The sequence below is a fragment of the Umezawaea sp. Da 62-37 genome (genome assembly GCF_032460545.1).
GTDB lineage: Bacteria > Actinomycetota > Actinomycetes > Mycobacteriales > Pseudonocardiaceae > Umezawaea.
This window is the reverse complement of record NZ_CP135965.1, coordinates 6,972,547-6,992,582: the sequence shown is the minus strand read 5'-3', so window position 1 is coordinate 6,992,582 and position 20,036 is coordinate 6,972,547. Positions and strand designations below refer to the sequence as shown.

At 72.4% G+C, this 20,036-nt stretch carries 17 protein-coding genes; 10 read left to right on the top strand and 7 right to left on the bottom strand.

What is annotated here, in order from left to right:
* The first annotated feature begins 28 nt into the window (after nucleotides 1–28).
* Nucleotides 29–1,996, top strand: coding sequence for an FAD/NAD(P)-binding protein (locus RM788_RS32275; protein WP_315922122.1), 1,968 nt, complete (start codon nucleotides 29–31; stop codon nucleotides 1,994–1,996).
* A gap of 75 nt (nucleotides 1,997–2,071) precedes the next feature.
* Here the strand turns inward: RM788_RS32275 and RM788_RS32270 are convergent, their stop codons facing one another.
* Nucleotides 2,072–2,776, bottom strand: a complete 705-nt coding sequence (locus tag RM788_RS32270; RefSeq protein WP_315922120.1) for an AraC family transcriptional regulator — start codon at nucleotides 2,774–2,776, stop codon at nucleotides 2,072–2,074.
* 86 nt (nucleotides 2,777–2,862) lie between these two features.
* Here RM788_RS32270 and RM788_RS32265 point away from each other — a divergent pair, with 86 nt between their 5' ends.
* Complete coding sequence (locus tag RM788_RS32265) at nucleotides 2,863–3,675, top strand: NAD(P)H-binding protein (protein ID WP_315922118.1); 813 nt, start codon at nucleotides 2,863–2,865, stop codon at nucleotides 3,673–3,675.
* On the opposite strand, the gene RM788_RS32260 is transcribed toward RM788_RS32265, so the two are convergent.
* The gene (locus tag RM788_RS32260) at nucleotides 3,672–5,552 is read right to left on the bottom strand and encodes a Xaa-Pro dipeptidyl-peptidase (protein ID WP_315922116.1); all 1,881 of its coding nucleotides are present in this window, start codon (nucleotides 5,550–5,552) and stop codon (nucleotides 3,672–3,674) included. The genes RM788_RS32265 and RM788_RS32260 overlap by 4 nt on opposite strands.
* A 279-nt stretch (nucleotides 5,553–5,831) precedes the next feature.
* On the opposite strand from RM788_RS32260, the gene RM788_RS32255 reads away from it, so the two are divergent.
* Complete coding sequence (locus RM788_RS32255; protein ID WP_315922114.1) at nucleotides 5,832–6,452, top strand: hypothetical protein; 621 nt, start codon at nucleotides 5,832–5,834, stop codon at nucleotides 6,450–6,452.
* 170 nt (nucleotides 6,453–6,622) lie between these two features.
* Here RM788_RS32255 and RM788_RS32250 read toward each other — a convergent pair whose 3' ends face one another.
* Nucleotides 6,623–8,221: an amidohydrolase gene (locus RM788_RS32250; RefSeq protein WP_315922112.1), complete on the bottom strand. Its 1,599-nt coding sequence runs from the start codon at nucleotides 8,219–8,221 to the stop codon at nucleotides 6,623–6,625.
* A 197-nt stretch (nucleotides 8,222–8,418) separates the two neighbouring features.
* On the opposite strand from RM788_RS32250, the gene RM788_RS32245 reads away from it, so the two are divergent.
* A complete protein-coding gene (locus RM788_RS32245; protein WP_315922110.1) occupies nucleotides 8,419–9,069 on the top strand; it encodes an HNH endonuclease family protein in 651 nt (216 codons plus the stop codon).
* A 234-nt stretch (nucleotides 9,070–9,303) separates the two neighbouring features.
* On the opposite strand, the gene RM788_RS32240 is transcribed toward RM788_RS32245, so the two are convergent.
* Nucleotides 9,304–10,104, bottom strand: coding sequence for a hypothetical protein (locus RM788_RS32240; RefSeq protein WP_315922108.1), 801 nt, complete (start codon nucleotides 10,102–10,104; stop codon nucleotides 9,304–9,306).
* A 160-nt stretch (nucleotides 10,105–10,264) separates the two neighbouring features.
* Here RM788_RS32240 and RM788_RS32235 point away from each other — a divergent pair, with 160 nt between their 5' ends.
* Together RM788_RS32235 and RM788_RS32230 are read left to right on the top strand one after the other, a co-directional pair.
* The gene (locus tag RM788_RS32235; RefSeq protein WP_315922106.1) at nucleotides 10,265–11,785 is read left to right on the top strand and encodes a CYTH and CHAD domain-containing protein; all 1,521 of its coding nucleotides are present in this window, start codon (nucleotides 10,265–10,267) and stop codon (nucleotides 11,783–11,785) included.
* Between the two features lie 118 nt (nucleotides 11,786–11,903).
* Nucleotides 11,904–13,475, top strand: a complete 1,572-nt coding sequence (locus RM788_RS32230; protein ID WP_399345162.1) for a beta-N-acetylhexosaminidase — start codon at nucleotides 11,904–11,906, stop codon at nucleotides 13,473–13,475.
* A 49-nt stretch (nucleotides 13,476–13,524) separates the two neighbouring features.
* On the opposite strand, the gene RM788_RS32225 is transcribed toward RM788_RS32230, so the two are convergent.
* Both RM788_RS32225 and adh read right to left on the bottom strand, forming a co-directional pair.
* The gene (locus RM788_RS32225; protein WP_399340726.1) at nucleotides 13,525–13,890 is read right to left on the bottom strand and encodes a DUF779 domain-containing protein; all 366 of its coding nucleotides are present in this window, start codon (nucleotides 13,888–13,890) and stop codon (nucleotides 13,525–13,527) included.
* Complete coding sequence (gene adh, locus RM788_RS32220; protein ID WP_315922104.1) at nucleotides 13,890–15,413, bottom strand: aldehyde dehydrogenase; 1,524 nt, start codon at nucleotides 15,411–15,413, stop codon at nucleotides 13,890–13,892. Before adh ends, RM788_RS32225 begins: the two co-directional genes overlap by 1 nt.
* A 140-nt stretch (nucleotides 15,414–15,553) precedes the next feature.
* Between adh and RM788_RS32215 the strand changes: the two genes are divergently transcribed.
* The gene (locus RM788_RS32215) at nucleotides 15,554–17,485 is read left to right on the top strand and encodes a GAF domain-containing protein (RefSeq protein ID WP_315922102.1); all 1,932 of its coding nucleotides are present in this window, start codon (nucleotides 15,554–15,556) and stop codon (nucleotides 17,483–17,485) included.
* A gap of 166 nt (nucleotides 17,486–17,651) precedes the next feature.
* Here RM788_RS32215 and RM788_RS32210 read toward each other — a convergent pair whose 3' ends face one another.
* Nucleotides 17,652–18,284, bottom strand: coding sequence for a lytic polysaccharide monooxygenase auxiliary activity family 9 protein (locus tag RM788_RS32210; RefSeq protein ID WP_315922100.1), 633 nt, complete (start codon nucleotides 18,282–18,284; stop codon nucleotides 17,652–17,654).
* Between the two features lie 133 nt (nucleotides 18,285–18,417).
* Between RM788_RS32210 and RM788_RS32205 the strand changes: the two genes are divergently transcribed.
* The 3 genes from RM788_RS32205 to RM788_RS32195 all read left to right on the top strand — a co-directional run bounded on the left by RM788_RS32205 (nucleotide 18,418) and on the right by RM788_RS32195 (nucleotide 20,010).
* On the top strand, nucleotides 18,418–19,017 hold the full coding sequence (locus tag RM788_RS32205; RefSeq protein WP_315922098.1) for a DUF402 domain-containing protein: 600 nt from the start codon (nucleotides 18,418–18,420) through the stop codon (nucleotides 19,015–19,017).
* A complete protein-coding gene (locus tag RM788_RS32200) occupies nucleotides 19,014–19,619 on the top strand; it encodes a nucleoside/nucleotide kinase family protein (RefSeq protein WP_315922096.1) in 606 nt (201 codons plus the stop codon). Before RM788_RS32205 ends, RM788_RS32200 begins: the two co-directional genes overlap by 4 nt.
* Before the next feature lie 91 nt (nucleotides 19,620–19,710).
* Nucleotides 19,711–20,010 carry a DUF6412 domain-containing protein gene (locus RM788_RS32195; RefSeq protein WP_315922094.1) on the top strand — a complete coding sequence of 100 codons (300 nt, stop codon included), beginning with the start codon at nucleotides 19,711–19,713 and terminating at the stop codon, nucleotides 20,008–20,010.
* Nucleotides 20,011–20,036 lie beyond the last annotated feature (26 nt).

The window sequence follows — 20,036 nt, the reverse complement described above, 5'->3', positions numbered from 1 at the left end:
GAGTGGTCGCGCACCACCGGAGGACACCGTGACGCACATCTGCATCATCGGCGCGGGCCCGCGCGGGCTGTCGGTGCTGGAACGCCTGCACGCGAGCGCGTCGGCGGCCCCGGCCGGGCCGGTCACCGTCCACGTCGTGGATCCCGACCTGCTCGGCGGCGGCGCGGTGTGGCGCGTCGACCAGTCGCGCGAGCTGCTGATGAACACCGTCGCCGCGCAGGTCACCATGTTCGCCGACGAGAGCGTCGACTGCGCGGGTCCGATCGTGCCCGGTCCGAGCCTGCACGAGTGGGCCCGGCTCGTCGACCACCTCGGCCCGGAGGACGGGCTGCCGGACCCGGTCCGCGCCGAGTGCCGCGACCTCGGGCCGGACACCTACCCCACCCGCGCCCTGCACGGGCACTACCTGTGCTGGGTGCTGCGGCACCTGCTGCGCACCGCCCCCGACAACCTCGCCATCACCCTGCACACCCGGACCGCGACCAGCCTGGTCGACGCCGCCGACGGCACCCAGGTGGTCGGACTCGACGACGGCACCGCGCTGAGCGGACTGGACGCGGTGGTGCTCGCCCAGGGCCACCTGCCTGCCATGCTGTCCGAGGAGGAGACGGCGCTCGCCGAGCACGCCGCCCACCACCGCCTCGGCTACGTGCGGCCGGGCAACCCCGCCGGTTCGGATCTGTCGTCCGTCGAGCCGGGCGACGAGATCGCGTTGCGCGGCATGGGTCTGACCTTCTTCGACCACCTGGCGCTGCTCACCAGCGGACGCGGCGGCCGGTTCGCCCGCGGCGACGACGGCCGGTTGGCCTTCCTGCCGTCCGGCTCGGAGCCGGTGCTGGTCGCGGGCTCCCGCCGCGGTGTGCCGCACACCGCGCGCGGCGAGAACCAGAAGGGCGCGTTCGGCCGCCACGAGCCGCTTTTCCTGACCCCGCAGGTGATCCGCGCGCTGCGCGCCCGTGCCGAGGACGGCCGTCCCGCCTGCTTCCGCACCGAGGTGTGGCCGATGGTCGACCGCGAGGTCCGGTCGGTGTACTACACGGCGCTGGTCGCGGAACGGGCGTGCTCCCGCGACGCGGAGGTGTTCTCCCGGCGCTACCGCGCGGTGTGCGCGGAGGAGATCGCCGAAGGCTCGTTCGGCGAGCCGTTCGACCGGTCGGGATCGGAGGCGGAAGCGGTGCTGCTCGACCGCTCCGACGTCGCCGAGGAGGACCGGTGGGACTGGAACACCGTCGCGGAGCCCTACGGGGACCGGCGGTTCGCGGACGCCGACGACTACCGGGCCTGGTTGCTGGAGTACCTGGAGGACGACGTGCGGGAAGCGTTGCGCGGCAACGTCCGCAGCCCGGTCAAGTCCGCCCTGGACGTCCTGCGGGACCTGCGCAACGAGATCCGGCAGGTCGTCGACCACGGAGGACTCGGCGGCGCCTCCCACCGCGACGACCTGCGGGGCTGGTACACGCCGTTCAACGCGTTCGCGTCCATCGGCCCGCCCGTGCGGCGCGTGGAGGAGATGATCGCGCTGGTCGAAGCGGGCGTGCTGCGCGTGATGGGCCCCGGTATGCGGGTCGCCCCCGCACCGGACGGCCCGGCGTTCCTGGTGACGTCCTCCCGCGTGCCCGGCCCCGCGGTGCGGGTGGGCGCGCTGATCGAGGCCCGGCTGCCCGAACCGGACATCCGCACCACCACCGATCCGCTGATCGGCGGCCTGCTCACCCGCGGCGAGTGCGTGCCGCACCGGATCCCGATCGACGGCGGCCGCTACTACGAGACCGGCGGGCTGGCCGTCGGACCGCGCCCGTACCCGGTGCTCGGCCGCGGCCGGGTGCCGCACCCGCGCCGGTTCGCCTTCGGCGTGCCGACCGAGGCGGTGCACTGGGTGACGGCGGCGGGCATCCGCCCCGGTGTCGGCTCGATGATCCTCGCCGACGCGGACGCCGTGGCCAGGGCGTGCCTGGGGGCGGCCGTGACCGGGTCCGCGCTCGTCACGGGCCGCTGAACCCTCCCGACGCCGTTCCCGCCGTGCGCCGACCGATCGGGCGTGCCGTCCCCGACGGGAGTCCATCCGGACGGCTCAGCTCGTGAACCCCGAGCACCCCGACGGCGGCGGCAGGTCGCCCGCGACGAACCTGGCGGGTGACACGCCCATGACGTCGCGGAACTCGGCGGTCATGTGGGACTGGTCGTAGTAGCCGGTCTCGGCGGCCACGTGGGCGAGGCGGCCGCGTTCGGCCCTGCCCAGGACGGCGCGGACGCGGTCGAGGCGGGCGAAGTGCTTCGGGGAGACGCCGACGGACTCGGCGAAGACGGCGCGCAGGTGGCGTTCGCTGACGTTGAGCTCGCGCGCGGCGGCGTGGACCGGCTTGGACCTCAGCAGGTCGACGGCCGCGCGCACCAGGCGGTCGTCGGGGACCTCGCGGGCGGCCAGCGCGCGTCCGACCGCGGCCACGTCGGTCAGGTCGCCGCCGCGCCAGAGGTCGCGCAGCGGGACGACGCGGTCGACCAGGTCGCGCATCGGGAGGCCGAGGAGGGCGCCGGCGAGGCCGGGGCGGAGGCGGATCGTGAGGCAGGAGCGGAAGCGCTTGGGTTCGTGGTACCTGGCGCGGGTGCGCGGGCCGATCACCACGAAGGCGTCCTCGCGCAGGCTCAGGGTGGTCGCGTGGTCGGGTTCGGCGAGCACCGTGCGCGCGGTGCCCTCCACGGGCGTGGCGACGCTCATCCGGGCGGCCCATCTCCGGAACGCCTCCGGCAAACCGATCTGCTGCTCGACGTGGCTCACCCGGACCACGGTAGGCCGATCCGGCGGCCGCGGGTGTGCCGGAACTTCCTATCGGCGGGGCCGTCCGGTCGGGCAGCGTCGGCCGCATGATCCTGATCACCGGTGCCACCGGCACCATCGGCAGCGAGGTCGTCCGGCAGCTCACCGGACGCGGCGTCCCGCTGCGCGCCATGTCCCGCAACCCCTCCGGCCCGCACGGCGTCCGGGCCGACTTCGACGACCCCGAGTCGCTGCGGCGCGCGGTGGAGGGCGTGGACGCGGTGTTCCTGCTGACCGCGCCCGCCACGGCCACGTCCCGGCACGACCTCGCCCTGCTGGAGGCGGCGCGGGCCGCGGGCGTGGCGAGGGTGGTGAAGCTGTCCGCGATCGGCACCGGCGACACCACGGCCGACGGCCGGGTCATCGGCGAGTGGCACCTGGCGGGTGAGGAGGCCGTGCGGGGCAGCGGGCTGGAGTGGACGATCCTGCGTCCGTCCAGCTTCGCGTCGAACGTGCTGCGGTTCGCGGCGGGTGACCGGATCTCCAACCTCACGGGTGACGGCAAGCAGGGCGTGGTGGACCCGCGCGACGTGGCCGCGGTGGCGGTCGAGGCGTTGACCGACCCGCGCCACGACCACCGCACCTACACGCTGACGGGTCCGGACCTGCTGAGCGTGCCCGACCAGGCCGCCGAGCTGAGCCGGGTGCTCGGCCGCGTGGTCGGGACCGTCGAGGTGTCCCCCGAGCACCTCCTCGGGTCGGGCATGGACGCCTCGGCCGCCGCGGAGGTCGCGCGCGGCACGGCGTGGGTGCGGGAAGGGCACAACGCCGTCGTCACCGATGACGTCGAACGGGTCCTCGGCCGTCCGCCGACCGGCTTCGCCGACTGGGTCCGCGACCACGCGGAGGCGTTCGGCTAGCCGTCGAGCCTGCCGGTCGTCACCGGCGCCAGGGCGGTGACCGGGCCGACGGTCCGCTCCGCGGACGCCCTGGGCAGCGCGCCCACCACCGGCAGCCGGACCGACGTCCCGGCCAGGTCGAGCGTCACCCTCGGCAGCCGCGAGGGGGCGCTGATCTGGCCGCTGTCGGTGCCGCCGACGACCAGACCGAGCCGGTGGCCCTGCTTGACGACGTGGTCCGTTGTGGACAGTCGGAACGTCATCGTGTACTTGGTGCCCGCGACCAGCGCCGACGGCGTGCTGAGCGAGTTGTGGTTGGCGAGGTCGGCCCAGCCGCGCGAGATGATCTCGGCGCTCACCGACGTGCTGGTGGTCGCCGTGTCGAAGTAGCAGGCGTCGTCACCGGTCCGGCTCTCGCCCCAGCACGACTCGGTGCCGAGCGTCCGGATGCCCTCGCCGCTGCGGATCGTGGCGGGCCCGTAGTCGACCAGGACCGCCGACAGGTGCGCGGTGGTCGTCGACGGGCTCGCCTTGACCGTGAGGGTGCTGATGCCGGACAGCCTCAGGTCGGCGGCGAGCGCGCCGGTGCGGAAGAGCGCCCGGCCGGCGGAAGTCGTGTCGGGGGAGGCGATCCAGGTGTTCGCCGTGTCCCGGCCGGTGTCGGTGAACGCGGCCGAGCCGGTCGACGCCGCGGTGCCCAGCGCGCCCGCCGCGGTCGGGTACAGGGTCCGCGGCGCGGTGCCCGCGGGCGGCCAGGTGGCGTCCTGCGTCCAGTTGTCGGGCGAGCGCTCGATGCTGGCCCGCGGCTCGGTGTCGATGCCGTTGGGGATGTCGAGCAGGTAGCGGTCGAACCAGCGGTGCAGGGTGTCGACCCACTCGCCGCGGCGGAAGTCGAACGGGTCGACGTGGCCGGTCTGCGAGAGCCACAGCTTGCGCGGCGTGCCCGCGGGCAGCGCGTTCCACCACTGGCCGTAGTTCAGCGTCTTCACGTTCATGTCGGCCTGGCCGTGCACGGCGAACACGCTCGCCTTCACGTTGCCCGCGTTGCGGACGAAGTCGCGCTGCGCCCACATCGGCGTCATGTCGCCGTTGCTCGGCGAGCCGTTGGTCATCTCGGTGCGGACCGCGCCGCACTTGGCCCGCGCGTTCGCGTTCTCGTGGCCGGACGCGAGGCTCGTCGGCGAGCCGAACCCGGAGAACGCCACGCCGTCCGAGCGGAACCAGTCGTACCAGGAGCTGATCGCCGCGATCGGCACGATGGTGCGCAGCCCCTCCACGCCGGTCGCCGCGACGCCCTGGGTGATGGTGCCGTCCCACGACTTGCCGATCATCCCGGTCGCGCCGGTCGACCAGCCGGCGGTGACCGGTGTGCCGCCGGTGACCGCCGTGTACCCGGCCGCGCGGCCGTTGAGCCAGTCGACCACCGACTTGCCGGACGCCACCTCGGCCCGGCCGCCGGTGTCGAGGCAGCCGCGGGAGCGGGAGGTGCCCGCGAAGTCGACCAGCACCACGGCGTAGCCGCGCGGCACGAAGTAGTTGTCGTAGAACAGCGGGAACCTGACCGCCGCGCCCGCCGAGTCGTACGTCTTCAGCTCGCCCTCGTTGCCGCGCCCTGCCGTCTGGTAGTACGGGCTCGCGTCCATGATCACCGGCACGCGCCCGGTGGTGGCGGGCCGGATGATGTCGGCCGTGACCCGGTCGGTCGCGCCGTCGCCGTCGAGGTCCATGCCGATGTCCACGTACACGGTCTCGCGCACCGCCTCGGCCAGCGGGAACACCGGTTGCGTCACGCCGTCGCGGACCGCGAACGCCTGCGGCGCGGCCGTCGCGGGCGTCACCCCGGCCAGCAGACCCAGTACCCCGGCGACCACTCCTGCGAACGATGCTCGACGCGCCATGCCCCGGACACTACGAAGGTCGCGGAGGGTCCCGTCAGGGCCGAAAGTCTGATGCCCGCACGAGGAACGCCGCCGGGCGGCGGATTGTTTCGTCACCGGGGACACCGAACGCGACCAGCCCACCGGAACGCCGGTCGGGGAACAGGTCGGATCCGATCGACCTGGCCTTCCGGCGACCGAACGGCGTAGCCCGAGCGGCGTTCGCACCGGCCGTTTTCTGTCGTACCCCCCGAGTAACGTCATGCGCAGGCGTTCGATCGTCGAGGGGAGCGATTGCTCATGAACACCATCAGCGTGACCGCGTTGTCCTTCACCGAGTACGTGATGAGCGGCCAGCGCGGCCGGATCAACATCCTCACCGAGCAGCGGAACATGTACCTCGCGCAGGACCTGCGGATGTGCGGGTTCTACAACCCCATGCGCGACGCGATGCGGCGGGCGATCAACTCACCGGAGCCCGAGGTGGAGATCCGGAACGCGGTGCTGTCCGCGAACCGGAACGGTCAGACGCGGGCGTTCGGGGAACTGGCCGACGGGTTCCTGCCGTGGCTGCGCAAGACGCGGGCGACCGGCGTGCCGGTGGGATCGGCGCGGTGGCACGCGGGCGACCTGACGCTGAAGGTCCGGCCGCACCTGGGGTTGCGGTTGGCGGACGGGACGACGGCGGCGGTGCTGGTGTACGTGAAGGAGGCGGAGCTGACGCGGGAGGCGGCGACGGTGGGGCTGCGGATCGTGCAGCAGACCATCGAGGAGACGCTGCCGGGTGGCGTGCCGATGGTGATGGATGCGCGGCGCGGGGCGGTGTACCGGTTGGGGAAGCGGACGAACATCGCGAAGCTGGACGCGCTGATCGCGGCGGAGTCCGCGGGGTACGTGACGCACTGGCGGCTGAGCGCCTGATCGGGTTGGCAGGCTGGTTCGGTGTGGATCCGGGGTCCGGGGTCGGCGGCACAGGAGAGCCGGGATCACGGGATGCCGGGGGTTGAGCGGGCGCGTTGTGAGGGCTGCGCCTGTCGGGTGGCCGGGTGCGGGACGGGGATGCCGCACCCGGCCATCCGCTTCGGGGACCGCTAGAAGTCGGCCGGGTTGTGGGAGAACTCGCCGTCGACGACGGTGGCGAGGACGGGGATGGCGTTGATCCGCGCGACTTCCACGGTGTGCGGGTCGTCGGCGAGGATGGTGAAGTCGGCGAGTTTGCCCGCGGCCATGGTGCCGAGCTTGTCCTCGACGCGGCACGCGTAGGCCGCGTCCCTGGTGTACGCGGCCAGTGCCTGGTCGACGGTGATGGCCTCGTCCAGGCCGACGGGGGCGCCGCCGGACGAGCGCCGTTCGACCATGAACTGGATGGCGCGCAGCGGGGCGCCTTCGGTGACGGGGCGGTCGGAGCTGCCGGCGATGGTGATGCCGCGGTCCAGGAAGGCCTTGCCGCGGTACATCCACGGGGTGCGGTGGGGGCCCATGATGGTGGCGTAGTCGTCGCCGCTGGCCCACAGGAAGGTGGGCTGGACGACCGGGATCACGCCCAGGGCGGCGATGCGGTCGAGCTGGTCGGGGCGGACCAGGCCGCAGTGCTCGACGCGGTGCCTCGCGTCGGAACGCGGGCGCAGGCGTTGGGCCTCCTCCAGCGACTCCAGGGCGAAGTCGACGGCGCGGTCGCCGATGGCGTGCACGGCCAGCTGCCAGCCCGCTGCGTGGCCGTCGAGGATCGCGGCCCTCATGTGCTCGGGGTCGTCCTGGAGCTGGCCGCTGTTCGCCGTGCCCTCGTAGGGCTCGGTCAGCGCGGCCGTGCGGGCCATCATGCCGCCGTCGGTGAAGACCTTCAGCGCGCCGAGGGACAGGCGGTCGCCGCCGAAACCGGTGTGCAGACCGAGGTCGACGGACCTGGTGATCCGGTCGTCGGCGTGGCCCACGACGGGGTGCAGGAGGTCGGCGGAGACCATCAGCTGGACGCGGATCGGGAGCCGGTTCCGCTGGTAGGCGGCGACTTCCAGGGGGCTGGTGCCGATCAGGCCGCCGCCGACGCCCGCCTCGGCGGCGAACGTGACGCCCTGTTCGAGGCACTGCCGGGCGCCCAGCGCGACGTGGCCCGCGATCTCCTCGACGGAGTACGGCAGCCGGAGGGTGCGCACGGCGGTCTGCGCGCTCTCGGCCAGGCCGCCGGTGGGATCGCCGTCGTCGTCGAACGAGACGCCGGGGGCGCCGGGCGCGAGGACGTGCGCGGGGAGTTCGGCGAGCAGGTGGCTGTTGACGACGCAGGCGTGCCCGGAGCGGTCCTGGACGTAGACGCGGTGCTCGCGGGAGACCCGGTCGAGGTCGGCGGCGGTCAGCGGGCGGTCGAGGACGCGGTGGTCGTAGCCGGAGACCTCCAGCCAGCCGCCGGTCGGGGTGGCGGCGCGCAGCAGGGTGACGATCTCGTCGACCCGTCGGCAGGCGGAGACGTCGAGGGTGACGCTCGCCCGGCCCGCCCAGGCGAGGTGGGTGTGGGCGTCGAGGAAACCCGGCAGCACGACGGCGCCGTCCAGGTCGACCACGCGGACCGCGTCGAAGCCGTCGACCTCCTCGTCGAGGCCGACCACCCGCCCCCGCCAGACGCCCGCCGAGGCGGCGACCGGCCTTTCCGGGTCCATCGTGAGGATTCGGCCGCGCACCAGCAACAGATCGAGGATCACAAGCCGCCAGGTTACGCAGCGAGGTCGGGTTCGGTCGGCTTCAGCGGGGTCGCGATCGTCGTGGGCGCCGACTCCCGTCGAGGGCGAGACCACGGGCGGGTACCCCGCCAGCCACCCGTAACGGGACCTGCCCGCCGCCCGTCCTCGGGGATCGCCGATCATAGGGCCTTCGACCACCGAGGGCGGGAGCCGCGCGCATGGACCGCAAGAAGGCCACGGCGTTGACGAGCCTGGTCATCGTGATCGTGCTGGCCGCCCTGGCGTGGTTCCTGGACCGCGACAAGCAGCCGCCCGCCTCCACTCCCCCGGTCGCGACCGGCGAGTCCGCGGCGCAGCTGGCGGCCCTCACCATCGCCCCCGAGGGCAAGATGACCGGCTACAGCCGCGACCGCTTCCCGCACTGGGCGAGCCAGGGCAACTCCTGCGACACCCGCGAGATCGTGCTGCAGAAGCAGGGCACGAACGTGAAGAGCGACAAGGAGTGCAAGGCCGTCGAGGGCACCTGGATCAGCCCGTACGACGGTCTGACCGTCACCGACGCGGGCGCGATCGACATCGACCACACCGTGCCGCTGGCCGAGGCGTGGCGCTCCGGCGCCGCCGCGTGGACCGACGACGACCGCAAGAAGCTGGCCAACGACCTGGGCGGCAGCCAGCTGATCGCCGCGTCGGCCACCACGAACCGGGCCAAGGGCGACCAGGACCCGGCGAAGTGGAAGCCCGCGGTGCAGACCTACTGGTGCACCTACTCGAAGAACTGGATCGCGGTGAAGTCGGCCTACAAGCTGACCATCGACCAGGCCGAGCACGACGCGCTGGCGTCGATGCTCACGACCTGCGCGCCCTGATCGTCCCGCCGCGTCCACATCGGACGGTTCACCCGACCACCACGGTCGGGTGAACTTCCGGACGGGTCTAGGGCCTGTTTCCCGGATCTCGTTCGATGGGAGTCGCGCCTGAGGTGGTTCCTGGCGGTGCGGGCGGATGGTCCGCGTACCGCTGTTGTACGTGGGCCATCCGCCCGTGCCCCCAGGGGCCGCGTCAGGCCCGGCTACCGCGAACACGGATCCGGGAAACTGGCCCTACGGGCGGAGGCCCTTCAGCTGTTCGGACACGTCGCCGTAGACCTCGGTCCGGCGCACCCAGGCGGCTGACCCCGATTCGGCTGACGGGATCGGGCCCAGCGGGCGAACCGGGTCCACCACGCCGTACTCCAGCCGGTACGCCACCAGCCCGGTCGCCGCCAGCAGCCACGGCGCCGGGTCCGGGTTGGTGATCTCCCCCAGCCCGATCCGGAACCACACGGGCAGCCGGGTGTCGGCGGCCAGCGCGCGGTCGATCCTGGCGCGCGCGGCGGCCCAGATCTCCTCGCGGGCCTTCTCACCGGCGATGATCGCGTCCTGCCGCCACGCCTCCTCGGCCGCGCGCTCGTCCGCCGCGAGCCTGGCCGCCGCGTCCCGAGCGCTGCCGCCCTGCGCGCCGATCTGCCAGTCGAGCTGGTCCACGTCGTGCATCAGCCGCATGTGGTCCGCGCGGGTGAGCCTGCCGGCGGCCATCTTCGCCTTGCTCGCCTCGCGCCTGGTCGTCAGGCCCGCGAACTCGGCGACCTCCTTGCGGACCTGGACGCGCACGGAGTCGGCGAGCACCTCCTGCTCGGCGTCCCACGCCTTGCGCAGGGCCTCCACGATGTCCGCGACGTCCTCGCCGAGGGCGTCGAAGTCCTCGTCGGCACCGGCTCCCGCGCCCGACAGCCGCATCTCGAGCACCCGCAGGCGATTGCTGACCCGGTCGAGTTCGGCGACCAGCACCGCCACGGTCTTCTCGAGGACGACGACCTTGGGCTCGACTACTTCGAGCCGTTCCTTCTCAGTTGGGTCCGCCACGCTTCCAGCCAACCGCATGAATCGGGTTTGCCAAGGTCCGGACCACGAAGACCACGCGGACGGGCCCATGACCACCCCCGTCCAGGTCAACGGGTGGACACGCACCGTGACAGGCCGGTCAACAGGACTAATCGGGCGGCGAACGGTGTATGTCTAGGAGATGTCGACCTCAGTGCACGAGACCGAACGCAAGTACGAGGCCCCGGCGGGCAGCGACCTGCCCCCGCTCGACGGCTTCCCCGGCGTGGCCGCGGAAGCGGGCCCCGAGCGGATCGAGCTGGAGGCCGTCTACTACGACACCGCCGACCTCCGGCTGGCCCGCGGCGGCGTGACGCTGCGCAGGCGCACCGGCGGCGAGGACGCGGGCTGGCACCTGAAGCTGCCGGTCGGCGGGGACACCCGCGAGGAGGTGCGGCTGCCGCTGGGCAAGACGAAGAAGCCGCCGAAGGAACTCGTGAACCTGGCGCAGGTGCATGTCCGCGGCGCCGACCTGGCGCCGGTCGCGCGGATCCGGACCACCCGTGAACGCTGGCAACTGGTCGACGAGCACGGCGGTCTGTTGATCGAGGTCGTGGAGGATCTGGTGTCGGCCCAGGTCCTGGAGGACACCGCGGACAACGGGGCGACGGCCGACTCGTGGCGCGAGATCGAGGTGGAGCTGGGCGAGCGCGGCGACCGCAAGCTGCTGGACGTGGTGGAGCGGCGGCTGTTCGACGCGGGCATGAAGCGGTCGACGGCCTCGGCGAAGCTCACCCGGCTGCTGTCCGACCGGATCGCACCGGCCGCGCGCCGCCCACGGGTCGGCCGCAAGGCGAGCGCGGGCGACGTCGTGCTGGCGTACCTGCACGAGCACACGGCGGCGCTCAAGCACCACGATCCGGCCGTGCGCCGCGACCGGGACGACGCCGTGCACCAGATGCGGGTGTCGACCCGGCGGCTGCGCAGCGCGTTGCAGGCCTTCGGGAAGGTCGTCGACCGCGAGCGGACCCGTGAGCTGACCACCGAGCTGAAGTGGCTGGCGGGCGTGCTCGGGGAGGCGCGCGACCTGGAGGTGCTGCACGATCGGTTCACCCGCGCGGTCGCGGAGCTGGACCCGGACCTGGTGCTCGGCCCGGTCCAGGCCCGGCTGACCCGGCACTTCGCGCCGCTGGAGACGGCCGCGCTGAAGGGGAGCGTCGACGCGCTGACCAGCCCCCGGTACTTCGCGCTGCTCGACGCCGTGGACGCGCTGCTGGCGTCGCCCCCGTTGACGCCCCTGGCGGCGGAGCGGGCGACCGACGTGCTGCCGAAGCTGGTCGCGAAGGCCTACCGCAGGCTCTCCGCGCACGCGGCCGAGGTGCTGGCCACGCGGCCGGGCGCCGAGCGCGACGTGGCGCTGCACGAGTCGCGCAAGGCGGCCAAGCGCTTGCGCTACACCACCGAGACGATCGTGCCGGTGTTCGGCAAGCGCGCGAAGGCCTACCGCAAGCGGATCAAGGACGTGCAGACGCTGCTCGGCGAGCACCAGGACAGCGTGGTCGCGCGGCCGGTGCTGCGGGAGTTGGGCGTGCAGGCGCAGCTGGACGGCGAGAACGCGTTCGCGTTCGGCGTGCTGCACGGCCGGGAGAGCGGGGCGGCCGCGCGGATCGAGGACGGCTTCGCGTCGGTCTGGCGCGGGGTCGGCAAGCCGAAGCTGTCCTGATTGGTCTGGACCTTGACACCTCCAGGGCGGGCTGCAACGGTGGTCGGGCCGCTGCCGCTCGGTCTGTTCAGCCTGGCCAGGAGGAGTTTCCGTGGTTATCGGAAGAACCGGACGGCGGATGCCCGGTGTCGTCGCGACCCTGCTGCTCGCGGGGACGGCCGCGATGGCCGTCGGCGCGTCGGCACCAGCCCAAGCGACCCCGGAGACGTCGTTGCGCCAGATCCTGCCCGTCCCCGTCAAGGTCACCCCGCGCGCGGGCGCGGCCTACTCGTTGACCGCGAACGCGCGGATCCAGACCCAGCCCGGTTCGGCGGACGCCCGCAAGGTCGGTGAGTACGCCGCCCAGCTGCTGCGCCCCGCTACCGGCTACCGGCTGCCGGTGTCCTCCGGCGTCACCCCGCGCGGGATCACGCTGCTGCTCGTCGGGGCCGACCCGAAGGTCGGCGAGCAGGGCTACCAGCTCGACGTGACGCCGTGGGGCGTGGTGATCCGCGCGCGGGCCGCCGCGGGCCTGTTCTCCGGCGTCCAGACGCTGCGCCAGCTGCTCCCCGCGAAGATCGAGAGCAAGGCGCGGCAGTCCGGGCCGTGGACGGTGCCCGGCGGCAGCGTGCTCGACTACCCGCGCTTCGGCCACCGCGGCGCGATGCTCGACGTGGCGCGGCACTTCTTCTCCGTCGCCGAGGTCGAGCGGTACATCGACCAGATCGCCGCGTACAAGGTCAACTACCTGCACCTGCACCTCGCCGACGACCAGGGCTGGCGCATCGAGATCAAGAGCTGGCCCCGGCTCGCGACCTACGGCGGCAGCGTCGAGATCGGCGACGGCGCCGGCGCGCTGTACTACACGCAGGAGCAGTACAAGGGCCTGGTGGAGTACGCCGGTTCCCGTGGCATCACGGTGATCCCGGAGATCGACATGCCCGGCCACACGAACGCCGCGCTCGCCTCGTACCCCGAGCTGAACTGCGACGGCGTCGCGCCGCCGCTCTACGACGGCACCGAGGTCGGCTTCAGCTCGCTGTGCATCGACAAGCCGATCACCTACAGGTTCGTCGACGACGTGCTGCGCGAACTGGCGGCGCTGACCCCCGGCCCGTTCCTGCACATCGGCGGCGACGAGGCCCACTCCACGACCGCGCCGGACTTCAAGACGTTCATGGACAAGATCCTCCCGCTGGTGGCGAAGCACGGGAAGCTGGCGATGGGCTGGCACGAGTTCGTGAAGACGAACCCGTCCACCTCCGCCGTGCCCCAGTTCTGGGGCACGGAGGCCGTGGACCCCGACGTCGCCGCGGCGGCGGCACGGGGCAACAAGATCCTGATGTCGCCCGCTGTCAAGGCCTACCTGGACATGAAGTACGACGAGAACTTCCCGCTGGGCCAGGACTGGGCCGCCCTGATCGAGGTGAAGGACGCCTACGACTGGAACCCCGGCGCGTACTTGAAGGACGTGCCGGAGTCCGCGATCCGCGGCGTCGAGGCTCCACTGTGGACGGAAACCCTCAAGGACTCGTCCGACGTCGAGCGGATGGCGTTCCCGCGCCTGCCCGCGATCGCCGAACTGGGGTGGTCGCCGCGGTCGACGCACGACTGGGAGGCCTTCTCGAAGCGCCTGGCCCACCAGGCCCCGCGCTGGAAGGCGGGCGGCGTCGACTTCTACCCGTCGCCCCAGGTCGACTGGGTCGAGTAGGGCACGACGACGGGCCGCGCGGGGTCGTCCCCTCGCGGCCCGTCGCGCTTCAGCTGTTCAGCGCCAACGACTCCTCGTCGGTGAGCAACCGCGACCGGATCAGGAAGCGCACCCCGAGCGGCGCTTCGAGCGAGAACCCGCTGCCCCGGCCCGGCACCACGTCGACGGTCAGGTGCGTGTGCCGCCAGTACTCGAACTGCTTGCCCGACATCCACATCGGCACGGCCTCGTCGTCCACCACGAGGTCGCCCAGGTGCACGTCGGACGCGCCCGTCCGGAACTCGCCCGCCAGGTAGCACATGGGGGCGCTGCCGTCGCAGCAGCCGCCGGACTGGTGGAACATCAGCGGACCGTTCTCCACCCGGAGGCGGCGGATGAGCTCCGCCGCCTCCGGGGTGAGCGCGATGCGCTCCATCAGAAGAAGCCCTGCGCGTTCTGGGAGTAGCTGACCAGCAGGTTCTTCGTCTGCTGGTAGTGGTCGAGCATCATCTTGTGGTTCTCGCGGCCGATGCCGGAGTCCTTGTAGCCGCCGAACGCCGCGTGCGCCGGGTAGGCGTGGTAGTTGTTCACCCACACGCGGCCCGCCTGGATGTCGCGGCCCGCGCGGTAGGCCGTGCCGCCGTCGCGGGACCAGACGCCCGCGCCCAGCCCGTAGAGCGTGTCGTTGGCGGTCTCCACGGCGTCGTCGTAGTCGTCGAACCGGCAGACCGACACGACCGGGCCGAAGATCTCCTCCTGGAAGATCCGCATCTTGTTGTCGCCCTCGAAGATCGTCGGCGTCACGTAGTAGCCGCCGGACAGGTCCCCGCCGAGGTCGGCGCGCTCGCCGCCGGTGACGACCTTGGCGCCTTCCTGCTTGCCGATGTCGATGTAGGACAGGATCTTCTCGAGCTGGTCGTTGCTGGCCTGCGCGCCGATCATGGTGTCGGTGTCGAGCGGGTTGCCCTGCTTGATCGCCCTGGTGCGCTCGGTGGCGTCGGACAGGAAGCTGTCGTAGATGGAACTCTGGATGAGCGCGCGCGACGGGCAGGTGCAGACCTCGCCCTGGTTGAGCGCGAACATCGTGAAGCCCTCGAGCGCCTTGTCGTAGAACGCGTCCCGTGTGGACGCCACGTCCTCGAAGAAGATGTTCGGGCTCTTGCCGCCCAGTTCCAGCGTCACCGGGATGATGTTCTCGCTGGCGTACTGCATGATCAGCCTGCCGGTGGTGGTCTCACCGGTGAACGCGATCTTCGCGATGCGACTGCTCGACGCGAGCGGCTTGCCCGCCTCGACGCCGAAGCCGTTGACCACGTTGAGGACGCCCGGCGGCAGCAGGTCGGCGATGAAGCTCAGCAGCACGTGGATCGACGCGGGCGTCTGCTCGGCGGGCTTGAGCACGACGCAGTTGCCCGCCGCCAGCGCGGGCGCGAGCTTCCAGGTGGCCATCAGGATGGGGAAGTTCCACGGGATGATCTGCCCGACGACGCCCAGCGGCTCCTGGAAGTGGTAGGCCACCAGGTCCTGGTCGATCTGCGAGATCGACCCCTCCTGCGCGCGGATCACCCCGGCGAAGTAGCGGAAGTGGTCGATCGCCAGGGGGATGTCGGCGTTCAGCGTCTCGCGGACGGCCTTGCCGTTCTCCCAGCACTCCGCGACCGCGATGGCCTCGAGGTTCTGCTCCATCCGGTCGGCGATCTTGTTCAGGATGTTCCCGCGCTCGGTCGGCGACGTCCGGCCCCAGGCCCGCGCGGCGCCGTGGGCGGCGTCCAGAGCGCGTTCCACGTCCTCGGCGGTGCCCCTGGCGATCTCGGTGAACGCCTGCCCGTTGACGGGTGAGGGGTTCTCGAAGTAGTTGCCCTTGGCCGGGGCCACGTACTCGCCGCCGATGAAGTGGTCGTACCTGTCCAGGTACGACACGACGCTGCCCGGCTGACCGGGTGCCGCGTACTCCGCCATGTTCCGCCCTCCGCTCCGTTGCGTGATGCGGGTCCCAAGCTAGGTGTCGCCACGTTGCAGGCCCGTTGCATCCGAACGGGTCAACGCGCGGGTTGCCGAAACGGGTAATCGCGGGTCATCCTGGGTGCGGAGGTCCCCCCATGCGCCCTGTCGACGAGTCCGAGTCGCGTTCGCGCGCGCTGAGCCGGGTCTACGACGCGGTGCTCGGCGGTGGCTCGGGCGAGCCGCGTCCGGTGATCTCGGAGTCGTGGCACCGCTCCCTGGCCGCGCGGGTCGACCCGGACCAGCGCGAGGCGCCCGTGGTGTACGCGGCGAACGAGGTCCTGGACCTGAGGGAGGCGCACCCGCTCGCGTCCGTGCTGCCGATGCTGCGCGAGACGCTGGTGAGCATCGCGGACGAGGCGATGCACGTCATGATCATCACCGACGCGCACGGCAACGTCCTGTGGTGCGAGGGGGAGTCGGAGATCCGCAGGCTGGCCGACCGGGTGCACCTGACCGAGGGCGCGCGGTGGAGCGAGGAGGCCAGCGGCACCAACGCCATGGGCACGGCCCTCGCGCTCGGCAGGCCGGTCACCGTGCACTCCGCCGAGCACCTGGTGCGGGCCTACCACGGGTGGACGTGCGCGGCGAGTCCCGTGCGCGACCCGGACACCGGCCGGATGCTGGGCGTGGTCGACATCAGCGGTCCACTCCGGACGGTCCACCCGGCCATGGGCGCGCTGGTGTCCGCGGCGGCCAGGCTGGCCGAGGGGCAGCTCCAGCTCCAGGTCGCGACCAGGGACGAACGGCTGCGGGCGCGGAACATGCGGCACCTCACCGCGCTGCGCGGCGAGCCCGGCGCGCTGCTCAGCCCGACCGGCCGGGTGCTGGCGACCGAGCCGCTGGGCATGCTGCCCGCCAGGATCGCGGTCGACGTCGACCGGCTGGTGCTGCCCGACGGCCGCGTCGGCGTGCTCGAACCGCTGGCCGAGGGCGCCCGGTGCACCGAGGACGCGATCGGCACGAACGCGGTCGGCATCGCCCTGGCCGTGGACACCCCGGTCGTCGTGCACTCCGCCGAGCACCTGGTGCGGACCTACCACGGGTGGACGTGCGCGGCGAGCCCCGTGCACGACCCGGACACCGGCGCCACGATCGGCTCGGTGGACATCAGCGGGCCGCTGAGCACCGTGCACCCGGCGATGGGCCCGCTGGTGGCGGCCGCCGCGAAGCTCGCCGAGAACGCCCTGCGGCTGCGGCTCGACGAGGGCGACGAACGCCTGCGGTCGCGCAACATGCGCCACCTCATCGCGTTGCGCGGCGAACCCGGTGCCCTGCTCGGACCGACCGGCCGGGTGCTCGTCGCCGAGCCCCACGGCCTGCTGCCCGCGCGGATCGACCCGACCCTGGACCGGGTGCGGTTGCGGGACGGCCGCGAAGGCGTGCTGGAACCGCTGGCCGAGGGCTTCCTGCTGCGCGTGGCGCGACCGACCGGGCAGACCCGGCAACCCCTGCTGTCGTTGACGTTCCTCGGCATCGAGCGCCCCGGCGCCGTGCTGAACGGCCGCGAACTGCCGTTGACCTCCCGGCACGCGGAACTGCTGACCGCGCTGGCGCTGCACCCGCGGGGGCTGACCGCCGACCAGTTGGCGCTCAAGGTCTACGGCGCCCGCGGCAACCCGGCCACGGTCCGCGCCGAACTGCACCGGCTGCGGGCGCAATTGGGCGCGGGGACGCTGCTGACCAAGCCGTACCGGCTGCGGGCCGAGGTGCGGGGCGACTTCGTCGCGGTGCGGGACGCGTTGCGGCGCGGGGACGTCACGGCCGCCGCGTCGGGGTACCGGGGCGCGCTGCTGCCGAGGTCGGAGGCGCCGGTCGTGCGCGACGAGCGGGAGGACCTGCTGGCGGGCGTGCGGCGGGCGGTGATCGCGGCCGGGGACGCGGAGGGCCTGTGGGAGTTCACCCGCACCGACGGCGGGTGCGACGACGTGGAGGCGCTGGACCGGTTGGTGCGGGCGCTGCCCCGCGACGACGTGCGGCGGGACTTGGTGGCGGGGCAGTTGCGGCGGGCATCGGCCTCGGACGGCTGACCGGATGCCTTGTCAGCGAGGCCGATGCCGGCGAAGCCGGAACTACCCCTGCCCCCGATACGAAGCGCCCTCCTGCTCACTCCTGATTGTCAAGGTATCTTTCCCGCCTTGACAATCAGGAGTGAGCATTGAGACGATTGCGCGCCGGGGGCCGGGCTTCGCTCCCCTAGTACACGACGTCCGAGCAGGAGTAGAACGCCTCCGGGCTGTCCGAGCGCTGCCACACCACGTAGATCAGGTGCCGACCGGACTTGCCGGCGGGCAGCTTCACGTTGATCTGGTACACCCCGTTGACCAGCGCGGGATCGGTGACCTTCGCGAACGACGGGTCGAGGTCGCTCCACTTGAGCGGCGACAGCGGGTTGTAGCCGTTCTTCGTGTTGAACAGCTCGAAGGACCCCTTGTGCGGCGCGGTCGCCTTCAGCGCGAACGTGATGTTCGCCCCGCTGGTCAGCTTCGTGGTCGCCCAGTCCGTCCGGGGCAGGTCCAGGCCCTTGTACTTGTCGCGGCCCGCGCTGCACAGCTTGCCGTCGGGGATGATCGACCGGCTGTTGCCCGCGGCGTTGGCGATGTTCACCTCGTGCCAGTCGTACATCGCCTGCGTGCCACCGGCCGCGACGGCCGCCTTGCAGCCGCCGGAGGTCGGAGCCTCCGGGTTCTCGTTCCACCGGCAGTTGTAGGTGCGGCTGAACGGGCCCTGGGCCGAGCCGTGGCCCTGCGCGACGCCCGTCATGAGCATCGGCAGCGCGACGGCGAACGACGCGAGCAGGGCCACCAGTCCGAATTTGCGCGCTTCCACGAGAAGGTCTCCCTCGACGGTGTTTGGTGGCGGCCTGACACTCGAAAGAGGACTAGACCACTAGTCTGATAGGTCCAGACCTGTCGCACCAGGGCTGTTCGGGTGCGTCTCCGGCGACCTCTAGGCTGGTCACATGGGGTATTTCCAACCTGGGGACACGGCGCTGCGCCGCGAGGTCCTGCACGGCAGGCCGTGGGCCGTGACTCCGTCGAGGGTGGTGCTGGACGAGCCGGGGCTGCTGGTCGTCTTCGTCGTCCCCGGCACCCGTTTCGGGTTCCCGGACCACCACTGGCCGCACGGCTGGCAGGTCGCGGGCAACTCGCACTGGCACGGCAACGGCAAGCTCCAGATGCACCGGCCGGACGAGGCGTACTCGGTCGACCTGTACTGGCACGGCGAGCAGCGGAAGTTCGGCGGCTGGTACCTGAACCTCCAGGACCCGTACCGCCGCACCGAGCTGGGCTTCGACACCCTCGACCACGAGCTGGACTACTGGGTGCCCGCCGAGGGCGAGTGGATCGAGAAGGACCGCGAGGACTTCGAGCGCCAGGTGCTGGAGGGCAAGTACTCCCCCGAACTGGCCGAGCGGATCCGGCGGCAGGGCGTGGACATCGAGGCCATGCTGACCACCGGGACGACGTGGTGGGATCCGAAGTGGGCCGACTGGGAGCCCGATCCGGACTGGCCCGTGCCGACCCTGCCGGAGGGCTGGGAGGACTACCCGCTGCCGTGAACATCCGACCGCTGACCCCCGCGGCGCTCGTGGACGAACTGGTCGCGCGCGTCGACGCGCTGCCCCGTGACGGCTGGGCCCGCGTGGTCGTGGACGGGGCCGCGGCCGCGTCGCCCGGCGGGGTGGCCGACGCCATGGTGGACCCGCTGCGGGCGCTCGGGCGGCCTGCCCTGCGGGTGTCGGCAGGCGACTTCCTGCGGCCCGCGTCCGTGCGGCTGGAGCACGGGCGGTTCGACCCGACGGCGTTCCGCGACGAGTGGCTCGACGTGGGCGGGCTGGTGAGGGAGGTGCTCGCCCCGCTCGCGCCCGGCGGGAACGGCCGGGTGCTCCCGTCGCTGTGGGACGCGGTGGCGGACCGGGCCAGCCGGGCCGGGTACGTGGAACTCGGGTCGGGCGGTGTGCTGCTGCTCGACGGGTCGCTGCTGCTGGACCGGGGGCTGCCGGTGGAGCTGTCGGCGCACCTCTGGCTGTCGCCGGGGGCGCTGGCGCGGAAGACGCCCGCCGAGTGGGAGTGGACGCTGCCCGCCTACTCCGACTACGAGCCGCGGGCCGACGTGGTCGTGCGCTACGACCACCCGGACCGGCCCGCACTCGTCGTCTGACACCTGTCAGGTCGTGTTGGGTCGTGTTGGGTCGCCCCCAGGTCCGCGGATCGGCCACCGGGACGCGAGCGGTTCCGGTTGCAGTGGCGGCATGACGAAACGGCAGCGGCTCCAGTTGCTGCTCGTCATGCTGTTCCCGGCCCTGTTCCCGGCCGTGTACGCGGTCACCCTGTTCCACAACCCGGCCGAACTGCTGGCCGCGATCACCGCGCTGGCCGTCGTCCTGCTGCTGGTGGCCGGTCCCCTGGCCCCGCGGACCGCGCCCGCGTGGACCCGCTCGCTGTCGTTGCGCGAGAAGGCCATGCGCACCGCGTTCCTCCGCCTGCGCGATCCCGACGCCGCCGGCCGTCCCCGTCCCCGAGCACCCGGACGCAGCCTTCCCGCTGCCTAGGTCCGGTTCTTCCCGCTCGACTCCGA

Bases quoted from the DNA above. Each gene is read 5' to 3' on its own strand.
- RM788_RS32265 (WP_315922118.1), top strand. From the start codon at position 2,863: ATGATCCTGATCACCGGTGCCACCGGCACCATCGGCAGCGAGGTCGTC.
- RM788_RS32245 (WP_315922110.1), top strand. From the start codon at position 8,419: ATGGACCGCAAGAAGGCCACGGCGTTGACGAGCCTGGTCATCGTGATC.
- adh (WP_315922104.1), bottom strand. From the start codon at position 15,413: ATGGCGGAGTACGCGGCACCCGGTCAGCCGGGCAGCGTCGTGTCGTAC.
- RM788_RS32230 (WP_399345162.1), top strand. From the start codon at position 11,904: ATGCCCGGTGTCGTCGCGACCCTGCTGCTCGCGGGGACGGCCGCGATG.
- RM788_RS32225 (WP_399340726.1), bottom strand. From the start codon at position 13,890: ATGGAGCGCATCGCGCTCACCCCGGAGGCGGCGGAGCTCATCCGCCGC.
- RM788_RS32260 (WP_315922116.1), bottom strand. From the start codon at position 5,552: ATGGCGCGTCGAGCATCGTTCGCAGGAGTGGTCGCCGGGGTACTGGGT.
- RM788_RS32235 (WP_315922106.1), top strand. From the start codon at position 10,265: ATGTCGACCTCAGTGCACGAGACCGAACGCAAGTACGAGGCCCCGGCG.
- RM788_RS32255 (WP_315922114.1), top strand. From the start codon at position 5,832: ATGAACACCATCAGCGTGACCGCGTTGTCCTTCACCGAGTACGTGATG.
- RM788_RS32195 (WP_315922094.1), top strand. From the start codon at position 19,711: ATGACGAAACGGCAGCGGCTCCAGTTGCTGCTCGTCATGCTGTTCCCG.
- RM788_RS32205 (WP_315922098.1), top strand. From the start codon at position 18,418: ATGGGGTATTTCCAACCTGGGGACACGGCGCTGCGCCGCGAGGTCCTG.
- RM788_RS32215 (WP_315922102.1), top strand. From the start codon at position 15,554: ATGCGCCCTGTCGACGAGTCCGAGTCGCGTTCGCGCGCGCTGAGCCGG.